Annotated in this window: 16 protein-coding genes; 8 read left to right on the plus strand and 8 right to left on the minus strand. The window is 58.2% G+C overall.

Translation table 11 applies throughout. The annotated features are described in order from the left end of the window. Nucleotides 1-67 precede the first annotated feature (67 nt). Nucleotides 68-1,186, minus strand: a complete 1,119-nt coding sequence (locus V6L79_RS22995) for a polysaccharide deacetylase family protein (RefSeq protein ID WP_321834463.1) — start codon at nucleotides 1,184-1,186, stop codon at nucleotides 68-70. Between the two features lie 228 nt (nucleotides 1,187-1,414). Here V6L79_RS22995 and yaaA point away from each other — a divergent pair, with 228 nt between their 5' ends. Genes yaaA through V6L79_RS23010 form a run of 3 tightly spaced genes read left to right on the plus strand, consistent with a single transcriptional unit; the run spans nucleotide 1,415 to nucleotide 3,551 of the window. Next, the gene (yaaA, locus tag V6L79_RS23000; RefSeq protein ID WP_261739558.1) at nucleotides 1,415-2,194 is read left to right on the plus strand and encodes a peroxide stress protein YaaA; all 780 of its coding nucleotides are present in this window, start codon (nucleotides 1,415-1,417) and stop codon (nucleotides 2,192-2,194) included. Nucleotides 2,195-2,251: 57 nt separating this feature from the next. Beyond that, the gene (locus V6L79_RS23005) at nucleotides 2,252-2,716 is read left to right on the plus strand and encodes a multidrug transporter (protein ID WP_261739559.1); all 465 of its coding nucleotides are present in this window, start codon (nucleotides 2,252-2,254) and stop codon (nucleotides 2,714-2,716) included. A 10-nt stretch (nucleotides 2,717-2,726) separates the two neighbouring features. Further along, nucleotides 2,727-3,551 carry an SDR family oxidoreductase gene (locus tag V6L79_RS23010; protein ID WP_338579551.1) on the plus strand — a complete coding sequence of 275 codons (825 nt, stop codon included), beginning with the start codon at nucleotides 2,727-2,729 and terminating at the stop codon, nucleotides 3,549-3,551. 49 nt (nucleotides 3,552-3,600) lie between these two features. Here the strand turns inward: V6L79_RS23010 and V6L79_RS23015 are convergent, their stop codons facing one another. Next, entirely contained in the window at nucleotides 3,601-4,485 is an 885-nt protein-coding gene (locus tag V6L79_RS23015) for a LysR family transcriptional regulator (RefSeq protein WP_261739561.1), read from the minus strand. 109 nt (nucleotides 4,486-4,594) lie between these two features. Between V6L79_RS23015 and V6L79_RS23020 the strand changes: the two genes are divergently transcribed. Both V6L79_RS23020 and V6L79_RS23025 read left to right on the plus strand, forming a co-directional pair. After that, nucleotides 4,595-5,818 (plus strand): MFS transporter, encoded by a 1,224-nt coding sequence (locus V6L79_RS23020; protein WP_338579552.1) that lies wholly within the window; start codon nucleotides 4,595-4,597, stop codon nucleotides 5,816-5,818. Between the two features lie 13 nt (nucleotides 5,819-5,831). Then, complete coding sequence (locus V6L79_RS23025) at nucleotides 5,832-6,227, plus strand: DUF4440 domain-containing protein (protein WP_261739563.1); 396 nt, start codon at nucleotides 5,832-5,834, stop codon at nucleotides 6,225-6,227. A 79-nt stretch (nucleotides 6,228-6,306) separates the two neighbouring features. Here V6L79_RS23025 and V6L79_RS23030 read toward each other — a convergent pair whose 3' ends face one another. From V6L79_RS23030 to V6L79_RS23050, 5 genes are all read right to left on the minus strand, one after another. Continuing rightward, the gene (locus V6L79_RS23030; RefSeq protein WP_338579553.1) at nucleotides 6,307-9,069 is read right to left on the minus strand and encodes an RHS repeat-associated core domain-containing protein; all 2,763 of its coding nucleotides are present in this window, start codon (nucleotides 9,067-9,069) and stop codon (nucleotides 6,307-6,309) included. Nucleotides 9,070-9,211: 142 nt separating this feature from the next. After that, on the minus strand, nucleotides 9,212-10,075 hold the full coding sequence (locus V6L79_RS23035) for an HlyD family secretion protein (RefSeq protein ID WP_338579554.1): 864 nt from the start codon (nucleotides 10,073-10,075) through the stop codon (nucleotides 9,212-9,214). A gap of 10 nt (nucleotides 10,076-10,085) precedes the next feature. Then, on the minus strand, nucleotides 10,086-10,286 hold the full coding sequence (locus V6L79_RS23040; RefSeq protein ID WP_016781859.1) for a DUF1656 domain-containing protein: 201 nt from the start codon (nucleotides 10,284-10,286) through the stop codon (nucleotides 10,086-10,088). Next, nucleotides 10,276-12,462 (minus strand): FUSC family protein, encoded by a 2,187-nt coding sequence (locus V6L79_RS23045; RefSeq protein ID WP_261739566.1) that lies wholly within the window; start codon nucleotides 12,460-12,462, stop codon nucleotides 10,276-10,278. Before V6L79_RS23045 ends, V6L79_RS23040 begins: the two co-directional genes overlap by 11 nt. 31 nt (nucleotides 12,463-12,493) lie before the next feature. After that, a complete protein-coding gene (locus tag V6L79_RS23050) occupies nucleotides 12,494-14,005 on the minus strand; it encodes an efflux transporter outer membrane subunit (protein ID WP_338579555.1) in 1,512 nt (503 codons plus the stop codon). 222 nt (nucleotides 14,006-14,227) lie between these two features. Here V6L79_RS23050 and V6L79_RS23055 point away from each other — a divergent pair, with 222 nt between their 5' ends. After that, entirely contained in the window at nucleotides 14,228-15,160 is a 933-nt protein-coding gene (locus V6L79_RS23055; protein WP_261739568.1) for a LysR family transcriptional regulator, read from the plus strand. A gap of 161 nt (nucleotides 15,161-15,321) precedes the next feature. After that, entirely contained in the window at nucleotides 15,322-16,311 is a 990-nt protein-coding gene (locus V6L79_RS23060; protein WP_338579556.1) for a D-glycerate dehydrogenase, read from the plus strand. 179 nt (nucleotides 16,312-16,490) lie between these two features. Here the strand turns inward: V6L79_RS23060 and V6L79_RS23065 are convergent, their stop codons facing one another. Beyond that, on the minus strand, nucleotides 16,491-17,387 hold the full coding sequence (locus V6L79_RS23065) for a DMT family transporter (protein WP_261739570.1): 897 nt from the start codon (nucleotides 17,385-17,387) through the stop codon (nucleotides 16,491-16,493). A 134-nt stretch (nucleotides 17,388-17,521) separates the two neighbouring features. Here V6L79_RS23065 and V6L79_RS23070 point away from each other — a divergent pair, with 134 nt between their 5' ends. Further along, nucleotides 17,522-18,394 (plus strand): AraC family transcriptional regulator, encoded by an 873-nt coding sequence (locus V6L79_RS23070; protein WP_261742491.1) that lies wholly within the window; start codon nucleotides 17,522-17,524, stop codon nucleotides 18,392-18,394. Nucleotides 18,395-18,411: the final 17 nt, after the last annotated feature.

The raw sequence follows: 18,411 nt of genomic DNA on the forward strand, positions 1-18,411 counted from the left end.
CATGGAATGACGAATACCCTTGGCGGATGCCTGAAGCGGGGCTAGAGTCATATATTAACTGCGTGTTCTACAACACTTCGCAATCTTCCCAACCCAAGCCACTTTGTGCCGTCGCCTTCAGCAACCAAGGCAACGCCGTACGCACTTTGTCCTGGGTATCGTGAAACGCAATCACCCCATGACGCCACAACAGCATCAGGCTCAACACCCGTTGCGCTGACTGTTCGGCGCTCAGGCTGGCTGACATGTCTTGCGCATCAATATCCCACAATGACACCTGCAAACCCTGCGCCTGGAAAAACCCCCCGCTATCTGCCCGCCGCTGCCCATAGGGCGGGCGAAACAGAGCGACGTAGTTGTTCGGTACAACCTGTTTGACCAAGGCCGTGGTGCGCAAAATCGAGTCCTGCCAGTCTTGCCAATGACTGTGTGAGCGATACTCCCAGCCCTGCACGCCCACACACTGGCCCTTGTACAGCGCTTGCAGAGCTTGTGTACCGCTTTTGTCGAGGCGCACCTGCGCGCTATTGCCCAACACAAAAAAAGTCGCGCTCATGGATTGCTTGCGCAGGTAGTCGGTCAACCAGTCGGTGGTGCCGGGCAATTGGCTGGGGCCGCTGTCGAACGTCAATGAAAACAGTCGATCATGCATCGCTTCGCCGTTGCTTTCCTGCTCGCCGAACAGCTCGATTTCGCTGCTGATTTGCGGGAACAGCGCGGCCTTGCGCAGTTGCTCATCCAGATAACGCTGGTGAAACTCACGGCTCGGCTCGGCCCAGGCCACATAAAACGAGTCGTCGGCGATTTCAAACTTGCCGGCCTGCTCGCGCAAGCTGTCCATGCCGTCGACGTAATAGCAAAACGAGGCATCCTGATCGCAGCTTTGCTGGGCAAGGTTGTAATTGGCCAACAGCCGCTGCCACATGCGTTTACGCAGGTTATCAATGGTGTCCAGGTTGATGGTCTTCAGGCCAAGGCGCTGCTTGAGCGCGCTTTCGTCCAGCGTTTCACTGACCAGCAAGGCATGGGCGAAGGCAAGAATTTCGGCCCGCGAAGCAACATCGAACAATGCGGGGCTGATCAATTGCTCGGGCCAGGTACTGCGATCCAGCGTTGCGGGCTCATTGGGCGCCGCCACTGCCCCCAGGCACACCAGCATGGCCGAGAAAAAAAGAGCAATGCGCACGGATCAATCTCCCAATAAAAACTGGCAGCACTATAACCCGGACAAATGCCCGTGACCTGTAGTCGCTGCCGAAGGCTGCGATAGGTTGCGCAGCAGCCCCGAAAGTCCTGCGGACTTTATCGCAGCTTTCGGCAGCGGCTACAGAGTCTCAAACGCCTATCGCGACGATAGGTGGAGTCAAACCGCCCAACCCCCTAGAATCCCCAGACGCTAAAAGGAGACGACCTCATGCTGATGGTGATTTCACCCGCTAAAACCCTCGATTACGAGACGCCGCCGGCCACTGCGCGTTTCACCCAGCCGCAATACCTGGACCACTCCCAGGAGCTGATCGAACAATTGCGCGAACTGAGCCCGCAACAGATTGGCGAGCTGATGCATTTGTCCGACAAGCTCTCGGGGCTCAATGCGGCACGCTTCGGCAGCTGGACTCCAGCGTTCACCCCAAAAAATGCCAAACAGGCACTGCTGGCATTCAAGGGCGATGTGTATACCGGCCTTAACGCCGTGGACTTTAGCGAAGCGGACTTTGATTACGCGCAAACCCATCTGCGCATGCTCTCGGGACTCTACGGCCTGTTGCGCCCGCTGGACCTGATGATGCCGTATCGCCTGGAGATGGGCACCAAGCTGGCCAATGCCCGGGGTAAGGACCTGTACGCCTTCTGGGGCACGCAAATCAGCCAATGGCTCAATGAAGCACTGGCGGAACAGGGCGATGACGTTCTGCTCAACCTGGCGTCCAACGAGTACTTCTCGGCAGTGAAAAAATCGGCCCTGAACGCACGTATCATCAATACTGAATTCAAGGACCTGAAAAACGGCCAGTACAAGATCATCAGCTTCTACGCCAAAAAAGCCCGCGGCATGATGAGCCGGTTTGTAATCAAGGAACGCATCAACAACCCCGAGCAGCTCAAGCAGTTCGATGAGCAGGGTTATCGTTTTAGCGCTGAACAATCCAAGCCGGATCTGTTGGTGTTTTTGCGCGACCACGCTGAGGAATGACCCCTCCAGGGGCCTCAGGCTGGTAAGTTAGACTCATTCCATGCAAGAGGCGCTGCCATGTTTATCGGCGTGTTACTGATCATCACCTGGCTTGTGCTGTTGCTGCGCTATCCGTCCAAGGCTTTCCCGGTTTCGCTGGCGGCAGTGTTCGGGCTAGCAATTGTTGCAGCGTCTGTGGCCTGGCTCGACAACCGCGAAGCACAGCAACTGGCACGCCTGGAGCTGCGTATTGTCTATGACCCCGTGCATTGCCCGGCAGACCGCCCATTGCAACTGACCCTGAAAAACCGCAATGACGTGCCACTGGTCGAACTTGGCTGGCGCATCGCCGCCTATGCACCGGGCGATACCGTCAACCTCGCCGATAACCTCTATACCGCCCCACGCTATCGCGGGCCCGGCGAACTGCAAGCCCAAGCCAGCTGGCAAGACTGTTTACCGATGCCGCCCCTGCGCGCCGGTTATCGACCGCAAACCCTGGAGTTCCGAGCAGAACGTCTGCAAGGCAGCTTTTCCAATTAAGGATTTTTCGATGCTCCGTGTTTTGATCACCGGCTGCTCCAGCGGCATTGGCCGCGCCCTGGCCGATGCCTTCAAGGCAGCGGGTCATGAGGTCTGGGCCAGCGCTCGCAAGCCTGAGGATGTGGCCCGGTTGGCGGCAGCGGGGTTCACCGCAGTGCAACTGGACGTAAATGACCCACACGCATTGGCGCAACTGGCTGAACGCTTGGCGCACGAGGGCAGCGGGCTGGATGTGCTGATCAATAATGCCGGTTATGGCGCCATGGGCCCGTTACTCGATGGCGGCGTCGAGGGGCTGCAGCAGCAATTTGAAACCAACGTGTTTTCAGTGGTCGGTGTCACCCGCGCGCTATTTGCAGCGCTGCGCCGCAACAAGGGGCTGGTGGTCAATATCGGCAGCGTTTCCGGTGTATTGGTGACTCCGTTTGCCGGGGCCTATTGCGCTTCAAAAGCCGCAGTACATGCATTGAGCGATGCACTGCGCATGGAACTGGCGCCTTTTGCCATCCGCGTACTGGAAGTACAGCCCGGCGCCATCGACACCAGCTTCGCGAAAAACGCCAGCGCCCAGGCCGAGCAGTTGATTGGCCAGCAATCTGCCTGGTGGCCCGTGCGCGACGGTATTCGCGCAAGAGCCAAAGCCTCGCAAGACAACCCCACAGCTGTAACAGCCTTTGCAGATGCGGTACTCAAGGCCGTACAAAGAACCAGGCCACCAATGTTGTTGCGCTATGGCAATGGCAGCCGTGCCATGCCGTTACTGGCTGCGTTGGTGCCGAGTGGTTTACTGCAGAAAATCCTGATGAAGCGGTTCGGGTTGGATAAAGAACTGTGACTGCAAAAAACCTGTAGCCGCTGCCGAAGGCTGCGATAAGGGCTGCAGGTCAGCCATGGACCTTCATAAAATCGATAAACACCCGCACCTTCAGTGGCAGATGCCGGGTGTCGGGGTACAGCGCAAATACCCCCTGACGAGTAAATTGCCAGCCGGGAAGCAGATGCACCAATCGACCGGCCTGCAAATCCTCTTTAATCAGCCAGTCGGGCAAGATCGCAACGCCCTGCCCGGTCAGGGCAAAGGCAAGCAGCACCGATGAGTTGTCTGCCTTGATCCGCGCCTTGCCGGGATTGGGCTGATAAGGCTGGGCAACACCGCTGCTCGAGTCGGTAATGTTCAACTCCCCTACCCGTCCATGCTCCAGCCAGGGTGTTTGTTCAAGGGCTTGCACGCTATTGATGGGCGCCACGCTGGCAATAAACGCCGGTGAAGCCACGGGCAGAATCTCGAAAGTACTCAACTGCACGGCACGGTGGCTGGAGTCGAGCACACGGCCCAAGCGCAAAGCCACATCAAAACGTTCGGAGATCAGATCGGCATGGGTCGATGAGGTCGACAAGTGCACGTTGAGGTCGGGGTGCAACGCGCGAAACAGCTCCAGTGCAGGCACCACTTTGGCCAATGCATATTCCACAGTGGTGGTGATACGCAACGTGCCCTTGAGTTCCGTGTGCTCGCTTCGGGCTTCGTCAATCGCCAGCCGGGCCGCTTCCAGCATGCTCAGGCAGTGCAGATAAAAACGTTCACCCGCCTCGGTCAAGGCCAGCCGCCGGGTGTTGCGCGTCAGCAGGGTCACGCCCAGCTCAGCCTCAAGCCGCTTGATGTTGAAGCTGACCACGGCACGGGTTTGCCCCAGCAGATCCGCAGCGCCGGTAAGGGAGCCAGCTTCGACCACGGCTTTGAAAGTGTCGAATCGATCGAGACTAACCATGCTTCATCCTGCCAATTGTCAAAATAATTTTGACAATCTAGCAGCGAGCGGACGGTTCCTCCACAAGCAAAAGCTGCTTACTGTGCGGCCTCCGATCAAGGAGCCGACCATGGCCTACCGCAACAAAATCGCGCTGGTGTATTTGCTGGGCTATGCGCTGGATCTGGTGAACATGTTCGCCGCAGCCATTGCCTACCCGCAAATCAGCCTGGAACTGCACGCATCCGTCACGCAGCTGGCCTGGATCGGCAACGCCTACATGCTCGGCCTGACACTGATCATTTTGCCCAGCGTGTGGTTGGCAACCGTGTTTGGCGAAAAGCGATTGATCATGGCTTCACTCCTGTTGTTCAGTCTGGCGTCCTGGTGCGTGGCACAGTCGGGCTCGATAGAAGCACTGATGGGTTGGCGTTTGCTGCAGGGGCTGGCCGGCGGATTATTGATTCCGGTGGGGCAAGCCATGGTGTATCGGCACTTTCCGGTGCGCGAGCGGGCTCGCCTGACTTCCGTAATTTTACTGGTGGCGTTGCTGGTACCCGCGCTGTCGCCGGTTTTGGGCGGCTGGGTGGTTGAGTCATGGTCATGGCGCTGGGTGTTTTACGCCAACCTGCCACTGGCAGTGCTTGCCCTGTTGCTGGCCGCACTCTGGCTTGAGACAGAGCCCCGCCCCACTTCGCGCCCGACGCTGAATTATCGGAGTGTGGTGACAGGAGCGCTGAACATGGCGCGCTTGCTGAAAAGCCCACTGCTGCGGGTCGGGATGCTGACGTATCTGTTTATTCCCGGAATTTTTATCGGCACCCAGTTGGTGAGCATTTTGTACCTGCACCAACTGGGCTTGAGCCCTGCGCAAACCGGCGCCTTGATGCTGCCGTGGGCGCTGGCATCGGCGCTGGGCATTTGCCTGAGCCGTTATCAATTTAACCGTGTCGGGCCAAAGCCGTTGCTTTTGCTGGGCATGACGGCACAAGCCGTGGGTATTGGGTTGTTGACCCAGATTGATGGTTCAAGCTCCTGGCTGCCAATCGCGCTGTACGGGCTGATGGGATTTGGCGGCAGCCTGTGCAGCAGCACGGCGCAAAATACCGCGTTTATTGATGTCTCTGCCCAGCACATGGGCCACGCCAGCGCGCTATGGAATATCAACCGTCAGCTGAGTTTCTTGCTTGGCCCGGCATTGATGATGGCCCTGTTGGGCGCTTTGACCCTGATCACCTCGACGCCGCACGCCTATGCCCTATGCTTTGCCATCGGTTGTGCATTGACGCTGGTGCCGCTCATTCCCGTTCTGCGCCTTGATACATCCCGCGTGCTGGCTTTACTCGCACCTTAACCTGGAGATTCCGATGACTGACTACGCGAGCTACTTTGATCTGGTAAACGAAACCCACGTCGAAATTGAAGGCTGGTTTTCCGGCCTGGAGCCCGGCGTACTGCCGGTTTTGCTAGCGCGTTTTTCGCCGCAATTTTCGATGATTACCCCCGGCGGCAAAGTGCTGGATCTCGACGGGGTAGAAACACTGTTTGAACAACTGCGCGGAGCGCGCCCTGGGTTGAAAATCACCCTCAGCGAGTTCAAGGGCATTGCCTTGCACGCAGGCGGTGCGGTGGTCAGCTACCGCGAGCTGCAAGAGGAACACAACGGCAGCCGCACTGATCGCCGGGCCACCGTGGTATTTGAAAAAACCGCCGACGGCAAGGTGCTGTGGCGGCATTTGCATGAGACATTTTGTGCGGATTGACAGGCAACAAGCCGGTACTTGAGATCGAAGTGCAACGGTAACGGTCATGACTGTGCGTTACCGCTGCAAGGCAAGGGGATCAAAAGTTGGATCGTGCTCCAGACCCTTGCCGGGGATTTGATGCTTGATCAAATGCTGCGGCAAACAGGCGCCTGTTCATGGCGCTGTACCGACCGCTGGAAACGAGCGACTCGAGGGCTATGGGCGAATCGGTCAGTGCCGCGAAATGCGCGTCCACAGGTAACCTGTTAATTGCCATTGAAGGCATAGAAGTCTGCGCAGGAATAACTGCATATCTGATTGCTGTATCCGTCAGTTGCGCATATTGCATCTGTGTTTGCGCTTCACTCTTCTTCATTAGCCGTGAGAATTTTACGGCCATCTGGCCCGCAAAAGAGACCACAGGATTGCGAGCGTGCTTGGCCACTGCCCCTACCACACCAATAACATCAGCAACCCCCTCCCGCCGAGCCGCCAGTACTGCCTGATCCTCAATCGGACTGTTAACTGCGCAAGTCAGAGGGCCCACTATCTCGCTTGTGATTTTCTCCCCCACTAACACGTTCAACATTCCGCACGTCAGTTCTCCTGAGTGATACAACACGCTACCCGCCGGGACTGCCGTACCGGTTCGTGCAGCAGCAATCACATGGGCCTCGTGAGTATTGGTAAATGCAGGCCCCCGGCGCTCGATCACGTCGTTAAGTGCCACTGGAATTTGATCCCGATAATTGCGGGTAGCAGAGTCTGTAGTGTTCGAAAAATATCTGCGCACAGATCCCATGCCGGCAGCCTGTAGTGGGTGAATAGCACCCTGCTCGGCAAGTGTGTCATACGGCCGATCTTCCTTATCGACGCATGAGACCTCTACCAATCCATCCGGATCACGGTAGACAATTGGATTATTGCGTACGGCTCGGTACTGATTCAGTCCGTAGATAACGCCACTGGGATCAGGATTGATCCAGCGCCATCCCATCACGCAATATCGCAAACCATAATAATAAAGCCCTGTGGCATCCCGCTCCTTGGCTGAGTAACGCAAGGTTCGAAAACTCGACTCGCTTGAGTTCCCCCGCTCACTGAACGCCGTGGTTGCATATGGATGGTAAGTTTCGCGGCTGACAATTTTGGCATTGCTATCCAGCTCCAGAGTGCAAGAACCCAAGTGATCAGCAAGGCTGTAGCACAACTGCTCACACGCCAACTGCCTGGGCAAGGGTGTTTCCCATTGCAACACCTGCACCGAAATGCGACCGGTTTGGGCAGTGATTACGCCCAGAGTTGTACCTGTAACCCTGTCAATACGCATTTCCAACCCTGGCAAGTAACGCGTTTCGCTGATCAATGTACGCGTACGGGTTTGCGTTGAACGAATCTTGCGTTGTCGCATGCCATCCGCGCCGTAGATGTAGCGCTCATTATCGTCGAGGCCCGACTCGCGCTCTACCGGTCGGACCTCACTTAACTGATTACGTAAATCCCAACTCAATGTCCGCCCCTTGTCCAAGGCCAACAGGTTACCGCTCTGATCAAAACCTGAGGCAATTTGGGCTTCAGTCAGCGGGCGAGCGTCTTGTTCGGGCAGGCAGCGATTACTGTATTTTCCCGCCGTCAGCCTAAGCCCATGAGATTGCGCACCTTGGTGGACAGTCTCCAATAAGTTGCCACCGGCATCGTAGCGATAGGTCTGGCGATAAGTGGCCACGGCCTGCGGGTTTCTGATCTGAGCGGGGCCTTTACTGGCAGCTCCGGCCTCCCATCCGGTAGCGCTGATCAGTTGGTAGAGACTGTCGTAGCGGTAACGGTTGATCGGTTCAATGCACTGGTTGGCGAAGTAGCGAATCGGCAGGGCCTTGTCCTCGATACTCAAAATATTGCCCACCGGATCGTAGACGTAGTTCAAGTCCTGCAAGGCTTTATGCTGGGCAACGCTAGCACGCAAACGCAAGAGACGGTCACTACGAGGGCAATAATCGAACACGCTGACCACGCCATTACCAGCAGTCTGCTGCTGTATCTGGCCGCAGGCACTGTATTGAATACCATGGACCAGCATTTGAGGCCCTGGGGCATTTTTCAGATGCAATCTGGTCTCGTACAACTGACCGTCTACCGTGTGAGCGAACATGTTCCGGTTGCCCAGAGCATCAATCTGTTGCACCACCTCACCCATGCCGTTGTGTGCAAACAACGTGGACGCGCCACCTCCCGGCTCAAGCAAGCAATCACGCTCACTCTCGCCCGATGGCCAGTGCGGTAGATTCAATGCCTGCAAAAATTGCTGCGTTTGTTCAATCACCTGCCCCGTCAATCCGAATGCATTGAAGTGACGCGTACCAGCTGGGTCATCGTGGCGGATCAATTGTCCGTACTGGTTGTGGTCGATACAGATTGGATCTACAGAGCCATAGATATAACGCTCAGTACACGATACCGGGGCATTTGACTCATGCTCAAAAATCGCCAGGGGGCGCAGCAAGGTGTCGTACTGAATATGTTGCTGACTACCTCGCCCATCCCAGCTGTGCAGGAGCTGCCCCACTTCACCCGGCAGGCTGACTCGCAGGCCTGCATCAACACTCAAGGATCTCAAGGGAATGCCTGTCAGCGTGTAAAGGTGCTCGGCATTGGCCGGTGTCGAGGCATCACTGCCATGCAGTACCCACAATCGCGGGTCCCACTGAGCCACCACTCGCCCCGCCTCGTCGAACCGGGTTCGATTGATGCGAACCTCGGCATCTGCATCGCTGGCAGAGCGGCAATAAGTGATTGAACGCACGGTCAATCCACGTGAATCAATGGTTGTTAAGGTTGGTGTGTGGCAGTGAATATTCATCATCAAGAGCCTTTGCAGTTCTTGATCAGAGTAGAAACGCAAACCAGCGGCCGGCCTACTAGCAGAAATACCAGATCCGCCTGTAGCCGCTGCCGAGGCACGAGGCTGCAATGGGCCGCAAAGCGGCCCCAGGATTAACCCAAGGTCAGTCCACTTGGGCCTGCTCAACAATCACCGTACACGTAGTGCCTGCGGCCAGCAGGAAACCATCGGGAATTTCGTCGATGTGGATACGTACCGGCACCCGCTGCGCCAGGCGCACCCAGTTGAACGTCGGGTTTACGTCGGCCACCAGTTCACGGCTCTCGGGGTTGTCGCGGTCGTAGATGCCGCGCGAAATGCTTTCCACATGTCCCTTCAATACTTCGCCGCTCATCATTTGCAGGTCGGCTTTGTCGCCCACACGGATGTGCGGCAGTTTGGTTTCTTCGAAGAAGCCATAAACCCAGAACGAATCCTTGTCGATCACGGCCATTTTCGGATCGCCCACCCGCGCATAGTCGCCACGGTGCACGTTGAGGTTGGTGACGTAGCCGTCAACGGTAGCCAGCACTTTGGTGCGTTTGAGGTTGAGCTGCGCCGCGTCAAGCTGAGCCAGCGCGTGCTGGTAGTCAGCCAGGGCCGAGTCGGCGATGTTGCTGGCGTCGTCACGGTTTTCGCGGGAGATCACCAGGCTGTCCATGTCCGCCCGGCGATGGGCGTTGACCTTGCGCATCTCCCAGGTAGCCTTGCGGGACGCCACCAGCGATTGCGCTTGCTTGACCACGATTTGGTAATGCTCAGGGTCGATTTCCAGCAGTACGTCGCCCTTTTTAACCAACTGGTTGTCTTTGACCGGCACGCCTGTCACGTAGCCGTTAACGTCGGCCGCAACGTTGATGATATCGGCCCGCACCCGTCCATCACGGGTCCACGGGGTGTTCATGTAATGCTCCCAGAGGGTGCGGCCGATCCATATCGCAAGGGCCAGAACCAGCAAAGTGGCGAGCAGGCTGAAAAACTTTTTCATCGGATCGGTCTCAACGGTAAACAGTGAGCGCCATGGCGCCAAAAAGACAGGCAAACAGGCTCAGGCGCAACAGCGCCGGATGCCAGAAGAAGCGGTACAGGTCGTAGCCGGAAAACAGTCGGTCAAAGCCCCATGCCAACCCCGCCGCGATAAAAAACATCAGGGTCATGGTGGGCATGTAGACGCCGTGGAAGGCGATTTCACGAGGCATGTTCAAGTCCTTGCGGCTGGGCATATGCGGCCAGCGGCGATTGCGGGTCGAGCAGTGAAGTACGGATAAAGTGCAGGTAGCTTTGCACCCGGACCAGCGCCGAAGTGTCGAAGTTACGGGCGAAAGGTTCGTCGGTGGACTGCACCCGGCTGATGGCGTGATCGACGGCAATCAGCGCACGCTCCAGGTTGCTTTCGCTGGGGGCGATAAACAGCCGCACCAGCGCCCGGCCCATAACCCGGATGGCCTGACGCCATGGCTGGGCCTCGGCGTACGCCGGGTGCACCGGCAAAATTGCCTGTTCCTTGCGCAGCTCGATGATCGCGTGGCCGACTTCCAGCACCACAAACATCCAGCGCAGCAGTTCGCGTTGCACCTGCGGCTTGCCGGCTGCCAAGCCATAAGCCTGGTGCATCAGGTCGCGGGTACGGCTTTCCAGGCTGGAACTCAAACCGCGCAACTTGCCGCTGATGGCGTACACCACTTGCTCACGCAGATCCTGCTCCAGGCGACTCCACAACCAGCGGCTGTTAGGCGGCAGAATAATCGCGCCGGCAGCCGCACACACCAGCATGCCCAGCACCATCGCGATGTAGTCGTTGATGAACTGGTACGGGTTGTAGATCGTCAGGTTGTCGGGGACCGAGCCGATGCTGAAAAAAATCAGCAAGCCCAGTCCGACCCCGGCGTAATTGGCCCGCGAGGTCAGGAACGAGCCGAACACGATCACCGGCGTCAGCACCAGGCACAACAACGGGAAGCCGTCGATATGGGGCAACACAAAGAACATTTCGACAAAGCCCACCAGTGCCCCGATAAAGGTCCCGCACGCCATCTGAAACGCCATGCGTTTGGGGTTGGGCGTGGCGGCGGATAAGCCCACGGTGGCGGCAGCGACCAAGGTCATGGTGGCGCCGCTGGGCCAGGCGGTCATCACCCAGTAGGTGCCAAGCACCACCAGAATAAACGCCGCCCGAATCCCCGATGCCGCCGCTGACCACCAGTTGGTTTGCGAGATAAAGGGCTGATCCCAGCGCTCCCGTTCGTGGGTGTGGTCGGCCAGCGAGGCGTGGGTCAACGCGTAGCTGTGCAAATCATCAACGAAGCGGAACAACAGTTCGTAGGCGGTATTGAAGTCCAGAAAGTCCGAGGGGCTGGGCTCACTGTCCAAAAACTTCACCCGCAGCGCACGTACATGTCCCGGCAGGCTGCTCTTGAAAGCATCCAACTGCTCGGCCAGCAAGGCTGCGTCTTTATCGGTCAACGAGCGACCAGCGTAGGTGTCGAGCAACTGCGCAAGTATTTCCAACTCGGGCTCGATGGCCGACACCACGTCTACCACACCACGGCTGCGCAAACGTGCGAGCAGTTGGTGCAAGGCATTGAAGCGTGTGGTGATGGCCATGAATTCACTGTTCAGACGGCTCAAGCGGCCACTGCGACGACGCATGTGCGGGTCTTCAAACACCGTCACGCTGCGCATGCCTTCCAGCCCTACGCTCTCACCAATAAAGCGCACGTTGCTGGCTTCATAGGCCTCTTGAGTGGACTGGCCGCGCAAGCCTTCGGCAACAAAACCGGCAAACACACCAAAGCGTTTGTACAGCGCGTCATGCATGGCCGCGCCTGCGGTTTTGGGCAAAATCGCGGCACTGATTACCGTGGCGCAGAGGATGCCCAGGGAGATTTCCAGCACCCGCCACACAGCGGCCATAAAGGCCCCATCGGGATGCGCCAGCGCGGGCAAACCGACCATGGCGGCGGTGTAACCGGCGAGAACGAAACCATAAGCACGAAAGTTACGGCAGCGCGCCGCACCGGCCGAGCAGATACCCACCCAAATCGCCAGCGAGCCCAGGAACAACACCGTGTTCTGCGCAAACAAGGCAATCAACGCCACCATCACCGCCGAACCGGTCAGGGTACCCAAAAATCGGTAAAAACTTTTGGCAAACACCTGGCCACTTTGCGGCTGCATCACGATAAACACTGTGATCATCGCCGTGCGCGGTTGCGGCAACTCAAGACGCATGGCCAGCCACAGGGTCAAAAAGGCCGCGATCAAAACTTTGAAGATATGCACCCAGGTCACGCCATCGCTGCGTGCCCAGTCAAAGAAGCCACGGCGCCATTCCAGGGAATACAGCCAGCGTACCGGGGCGGGCAAGTGGTTCATCTACCGGATCTCAAAATTAGCCATCAGGGGTTTAGTGATTGAACAGCGCCATGACGGCCGGGGGTTTGTCGGGGACATAGCGGTCATCTTTGGGCACATCAAAGCCAGCCCCAAGACCGCCGCCCAATGCAGTAACAAGCTCGGCATGGGCGCTCAGGCGGGCGGCCTGAACCTGCTGCTGGATTTGCTGCTGCTTGAACAACAGGGTTTGCGCGTTCAGTACGTTGAGGTAATCGGTAAGCCCGCGCTGAAACGCGACCATGGCGATGTCGTAGGTTTTCTGCGCGGCAGCAACCGACTCGGCGGCGAACACCTGCTGTTTTTCCATCGACTCGCGTTTGATCAACTGATCGGAAATACCCTTGAGTGCAGTCACCAGTGTCTGGTTGTACCTGGCCACGGCCATGTCATAACCGCCGGATGCCACGCCCAGCTCCGAACGCAGGCGGCCGCCATCAAAAATCGGCAGCGAGATCGCCGGGCCGACGTTGTAGTTGAGCTTCTTGCCGGTCAAAAAGCCCAGCGCGCTGCCACCGGTGGCCATAAAACCAATGCTGCCAACCAGATCGACGTTGGGATAAAAACCAGCATGGGCCACATCGATGCCCCGGGCCTGGGCCGCTACTTCCCAACGGCTGGCGACCACGTCCGGGCGCTGACCCAGCAGTTGTGCGGGCAAGGCCGAGGGCAATTTGAGCGCGGTATTCAGAGCCAGGGTTGGGCGCTTCAGACCGGCGCCCTCGCCCGGGCCTTTACCGGCCAACGCCGCCAACTGGTTGCGGGTCAGGGCAATTTCTTCTTCCTGGGCATCGATCTGGCGATGAATTTCGGGCAGCGGCGCCTGCGCCTGGCTGACTTCAAAATGCGTACCGATGCCACCGTCCAGACGCTTTTGCGCCAGGTCGAGAATCTGCTCTTGCTGACGCAAGGTCGACTCGACGATGTCGAGCTGAGCGTAATGCAGCGACAACTGGATATAGGCGCGAATGACGTTGTTCTGCAATTCGAGCTGGGCCTGGCGCCCTTCGGCGACGCTCATATGCGCCATGTCCACGGCCTGTTCGGTGGCATTGCTTTCGCGGCCCCACAGGTCCAGTGCAAAGCTGAAGCCCAACGCGGCGTTGTTGTCCCAGGTGGTGGTGTTGTCCAGCGCGCCCGGACCGTAAAACGGGTCAGACGGCCAATTGTGCCGTTTGAGGGTCGATTCGCCATTGATTTGCAGTGACTCAGCCGACTCGGCGACGCCCGCCAGAGCCCTGGCCTGACGTACACGGGCAGCAGCCATGGCCATGGTTGGGCTACCCTGTACCGCCAGAGTGATCCATTGATCCAGTTGCGGGTCGCCGTAAGCGTGCCACCATTGGGCTTTGGGCCAGTTTGCATCTTTCGCGGCGCTTTGGATCGCCTCGTCGGTGGCCAGGGTATTGGCAGGTAACATTGCGTCTTTGGGACCAATGCCGCCGAAACCAATGCAGCCATTTAATGCTAACGATAAAGCCAGAACACTGAGGGCTTTAAGCTCTCTGCTGATGCGACGCTGCACTGCTGCAAATTCCTGACATGAGGGGAGATGAGGCTTGAGATAGAGAAGTCTATGGCTTGGCAGGCACAACGATAAGCGGGCATAAATGTGAATCTTTATTACCGTTCTTGGGATAATCCGTTGGTCGAATGAAAACCGGCCGGTAAACCCTGAAACTTCATGTCACAATTTGTCGCTGTGTAATTGGTAGCTGTCCCCTATATCGCCCCTTGAGAGCACTTCATGGACACTTTGCAAAACATGCGCGCCTTCAGTTATGTGGCCGAAGCCGGAAGTTTCACGGCCGCTGCCGCCATGCTGGACACCACCACTGCCAACGTCTCGCGCGCGGTCTCCAACCTTGAGGCCCACCTGCAAACCCGCCTGCTGAACCGCACCACCCGCCGCATCGCCCTGACCGAAGCCGGCAAACGCTACTTATTGCGTTGCGAGCAAATCCTGGCCTATGTCGAAGAAGCCGAAGCCGAGGCCAGCGACGCCCACTCACGCCCTGCTGGCCAACTGAAAGTGCATACCATGACCGGCATCGGTCAGCACTTTGTGATCGACGCCATTGCCCGCTATCGCAAGACGCACCCTGATGTGACCTTTGACCTGACCATGGCCAATCGTGTGCCGGACCTGCTCAACGAGGGTTACGACGTATCCATCGTGCTGGCCAGCGAGCTGCCGGATTCCGGCTTTGTGTCCCAGCGTCTGGGGATCACCTACAGCATCGTCTGTGCATCGCCCGCTTACGTGAAAGCCAATGGCACTGCAATCAAACCCAGCGACCTGCTCAACCACTCCTGCCTGCGCCTGGTCAGCCCGGTGATTGCACTGGACAAATGGGTGTTCGAAGGCCCGGAAGGCCAGGAAATGGTCCTGATCAACTCCTCGCCGTTTCTGGTCAACTCGGCCGATGCAATGAAAACCGCGATCACCAGCGGCATGGGCGTGGGCGTGTTGCCGGTGTACGCCGCCATCGAAGGCCTGCGTAACGGCACACTGGTGCGCATGCTGCCCAAGTACCGCTCGCAGGAATTGAACCTGTACGCCATCTATCCCTCGCGCCAATACCTGGATGCGAAGATCAAAACCTGGGTCGAATACCTGAAAAGCTCGTTGCCGGAAATTTTAACCGCGCATCAGACCGAGCTGGTGACGTATAGCTGAAACAAACGCCTCTGTAGCCGTTGCCGCAGGCTGCGATAAGGGCCGCAGGACCTGCGGCTTCGCAACCCATCGCAGCCTTCGGCAGCGGCTACAGGATTGGCGGATGGTGGGCGGGAATGTTAGCTTGCTTGCATTCCCGACAGCCGATGAGCCTTGTTCCGATGAGCCTTTCCAGCGCAAAAAAAACCGTACTTGCCTTCAGCCGTGTCACGCCCGAGATGATCGAGCGCTTGCAGCAAGACTTCAATGTGATTGCCCCCAACCCCAAACTGGGCGATATCAACGCACAGTTCGATGAGGCATTGCCCCACGCCCACGGTTTGATCGGCGTCGGGCGCAAGCTGGGACGCAAGCAGCTGGAAAACGCCAAACAGCTGGAAGTGGTGTCCAGCGTGTCGGTGGGTTATGACAACTACGATGTCGATTACTTCAACGAGCGCGGCATCATGCTCACCAATACTCCGGACGTGCTCACAGAAAGCACCGCTGACCTGGGTTTTACCCTGATCATGAGCAGCGCTCGCCGGGTCGCGGAGCTTGACGCCTGGACCAAGGCCGGCGAGTGGAAGGCCAGCATGCCGCCCGCCTTGTTCGGCAGCGATGTGTACGGCAAGACTTTGGGGATCGTCGGCATGGGCAATATCGGCGCAGCTGTTGCTCGCCGGGGTCGACTGGGTTTCAACATGCCCATCCTGTACAGCGGTAACAGCCGCAAGACCGAGCTTGAGCAAGAACTGGGCGCGCAGTTCCGTAGCCTGGATCAACTGTTGGCCGAGGCTGACTTTGTGTGCCTGGTGGTGCCACTCAGCGAAAAAACCAGGCACCTGATCAGCCACCGCGAACTGGGGCTGATGAAGAAAAGTGCGATCCTGGTAAATATCTCCCGTGGCCCGGTGGTTGACGAGCCTGCGCTGATCGAGGCCCTGCAAAACGGCACCATCCGGGGCGCGGGTCTGGACGTTTACGAGAAAGAACCGCTGAGCGATTCACCGCTGTTCCAACTCAAAAATGCGGTCACCCTGCCCCATATTGGCTCGGCGACCCATGAAACCCGTGAAGCGATGGCTAACCGCGCCCTGGCCAACCTGCGCAGCGCTCTGCTGGGCGAACGCCCACAAGATCTGGTCAACCCGCAGGTGTTCAAGGGTTGACCCGCTTGGCAACATAAACCCTGTAGCAGCTGTCGAGCTCCGCGAGGCTGCGTTCGACGGCGCAGTCGTCGCAAAACCAGCCCCTGCGGTGAGTCAGGATAATTCCGGATTAAGGATCTACGGTCGCTGCGCAACCGAACGCAGCCTCGTTCCTTCGGCAGCTGCTACGGGGTGGCTCCTCACGCCAGCTTGGCTTGCAGTGCCACCGGCTTGGGCTTGCGAAACACCAGCACGTTACCCAGCATCACCAGCACCAGCCCAGCCAGCGCCGGCGCGGTCCACTGATAGCCTTCGACGAAGGCCGACACGTTCAGCGCCACCAGCGGGAACAACACCGTGCAGTAAGCAGCGCGCTCCGGCCCCATACGCCCGACCAGCGTCAGGTACGCGGTAAAGCCGATTACCGAGCCCGGTATCACCAGGTACAACAACGAGCCGATATAGCGCGTGTTCCATTCCATGCCGAACGGGATGCCACTAAACACGCAGTACAGCGCCAGCATGCTGGCACCATAGAACATGCCCCAGGCGTTGGTGGTCAGAGGCTTGAGGCCAGACTTCTGCTGCACACTCGACAGCATATTGCCCGCCGAAAAACATAAGGTACCAATCAGCGCCAGGCCCAGGCCGAGCAAAATATGCGGCGTCGCGGTATGCCCGCTCAATTCAGGCCAGAACAACAGACCCAGGCCGAGCATCCCCAAGGCACCACCGGCGATCACATTGCGGGCGATTTTCTGCTTGAAGAAAATCCGCGCATTCAGTGCGTTCCACAGTGTGGCGGTGGAAAACACCACCGCAATCAGGCCGGTCGTGACCCACTGGCTAGCGGTCAAAAAGCACATAAAATTGACACAAAACAGACACAGACCCTGGGCCAGGCAAATCAGATGCCCGCGCCTGTTCATCACCTGCAACTTGCGGCTGAGCAACAGCACGACAAACAGCACCAGTGCGGCCAGACCAAAGCGATAAACGATGGACACCGGAATCGCCACCTCCCCCAGTTGCAGCTTCAGGGCGATCCACGTGGTGCCCCAGATCAGCACGGTCAATACATACAAGAACAGGTTCATGGCGCACTCCAGACAATGGCTTTCAGTTTGTGCCTTCGCTTGTGCGCGCACTTGCAGATTCTTGCGCTTTTGTTGGTACGGGGCTGGCAGCCGAGGCGCGACGGAGTAGGATGCAAAGCGTTGGAGAACTGACCATGTACCCACTGCAAACCCTGCAAGTCTTTCAAGCTATGGGCCGCTCGCCCAATGCACGGCTGGAACGTAGCGTCGAACTGGGTGACGGCATGGCTGCGGCCATGTGGAGCAACCATCACGACATCCGCAATTATGAAGCGCCGACTCACCACACCCTGTCGTGCTACATCTCCGGCGGCACCGGCACCTTTCGCCGTGAACAACCCGGGGCCAGAGGCGCACCGGGCAAACTCTGCGTCCTGCCCGCCGATCATCAATCGGCGTGGGTGATCAATGGCGAGATTCGTCTGGCCCATGTGTATGTCAGCCAGGAGCAATTTGCGTTGGGCTGCATCAGTCTGCTCGACCGCGAGCCACGAGAGCTGCAACTGAGGGAAATCACCTTTCAGGATGACGAGCCGCAAAACCGGCGTTTTCACCAACTGCTCGGCATGAATTGGAACGAGCCCGGCGAACGCCTGCTGACCAGCAGCCTGGCCAGCGCCCTGCTCGACCATGCCGTACTGACTCAAGTGGGCTTGCGCGAGGGGCTGCAACTCAAGGGCGGACTGGCCGCCTATCAACGACGCCAACTGGTCGACTACATCGAACACCGGCTGGCCGAGGCGCTAAGCATCGGTCAACTGGCGACGCAGTGCGCGCTGTCGCCTTATCACTTTGCGCGCATGTTTCGCGAAAGCTTCGGCGTGCCGCCCCATCAATACCTGCTGTCCCGCCGCCTGGCCCGCGCCCGCGATTTGCTGCGCAACAGTACTCTGGCACTGGGCGATGTAGCACTTGCCTGCGGTTTCGCCAGCGCCAGCCACTTCGCCAATCGCTTCAAACAAAGCCTGGGCAGTACGCCGGGGGAATATCGGGCGGCGTTCAGGTAGCGCAGTGAGAGCGGCGG

This window comes from Pseudomonas sp. ML2-2023-6, from assembly GCF_037055265.1.
GTDB classification, from domain to species: domain Bacteria; phylum Pseudomonadota; class Gammaproteobacteria; order Pseudomonadales; family Pseudomonadaceae; genus Aquipseudomonas; species Aquipseudomonas kulmbachensis.

Bases quoted from the DNA above. Each gene is read 5' to 3' on its own strand.
- V6L79_RS23060 (WP_338579556.1), top strand. From the start codon at position 15,322: ATGAGCCTTTCCAGCGCAAAAAAAACCGTACTTGCCTTCAGCCGTGTC.
- V6L79_RS23070 (WP_261742491.1), top strand. From the start codon at position 17,522: ATGTACCCACTGCAAACCCTGCAAGTCTTTCAAGCTATGGGCCGCTCG.
- V6L79_RS23010 (WP_338579551.1), top strand. From the start codon at position 2,727: ATGCTCCGTGTTTTGATCACCGGCTGCTCCAGCGGCATTGGCCGCGCC.
- V6L79_RS23025 (WP_261739563.1), top strand. From the start codon at position 5,832: ATGACTGACTACGCGAGCTACTTTGATCTGGTAAACGAAACCCACGTC.
- V6L79_RS23045 (WP_261739566.1), bottom strand. From the start codon at position 12,462: ATGAACCACTTGCCCGCCCCGGTACGCTGGCTGTATTCCCTGGAATGG.
- V6L79_RS23005 (WP_261739559.1), top strand. From the start codon at position 2,252: ATGTTTATCGGCGTGTTACTGATCATCACCTGGCTTGTGCTGTTGCTG.
- V6L79_RS23030 (WP_338579553.1), bottom strand. From the start codon at position 9,069: ATGATGAATATTCACTGCCACACACCAACCTTAACAACCATTGATTCA.
- V6L79_RS23020 (WP_338579552.1), top strand. From the start codon at position 4,595: ATGGCCTACCGCAACAAAATCGCGCTGGTGTATTTGCTGGGCTATGCG.
- V6L79_RS23015 (WP_261739561.1), bottom strand. From the start codon at position 4,485: ATGGTTAGTCTCGATCGATTCGACACTTTCAAAGCCGTGGTCGAAGCT.
- V6L79_RS23040 (WP_016781859.1), bottom strand. From the start codon at position 10,286: ATGCCTCGTGAAATCGCCTTCCACGGCGTCTACATGCCCACCATGACC.
- V6L79_RS23065 (WP_261739570.1), bottom strand. From the start codon at position 17,387: ATGAACCTGTTCTTGTATGTATTGACCGTGCTGATCTGGGGCACCACG.
- yaaA (WP_261739558.1), top strand. From the start codon at position 1,415: ATGCTGATGGTGATTTCACCCGCTAAAACCCTCGATTACGAGACGCCG.
- V6L79_RS23035 (WP_338579554.1), bottom strand. From the start codon at position 10,075: ATGAAAAAGTTTTTCAGCCTGCTCGCCACTTTGCTGGTTCTGGCCCTT.
- V6L79_RS23055 (WP_261739568.1), top strand. From the start codon at position 14,228: ATGGACACTTTGCAAAACATGCGCGCCTTCAGTTATGTGGCCGAAGCC.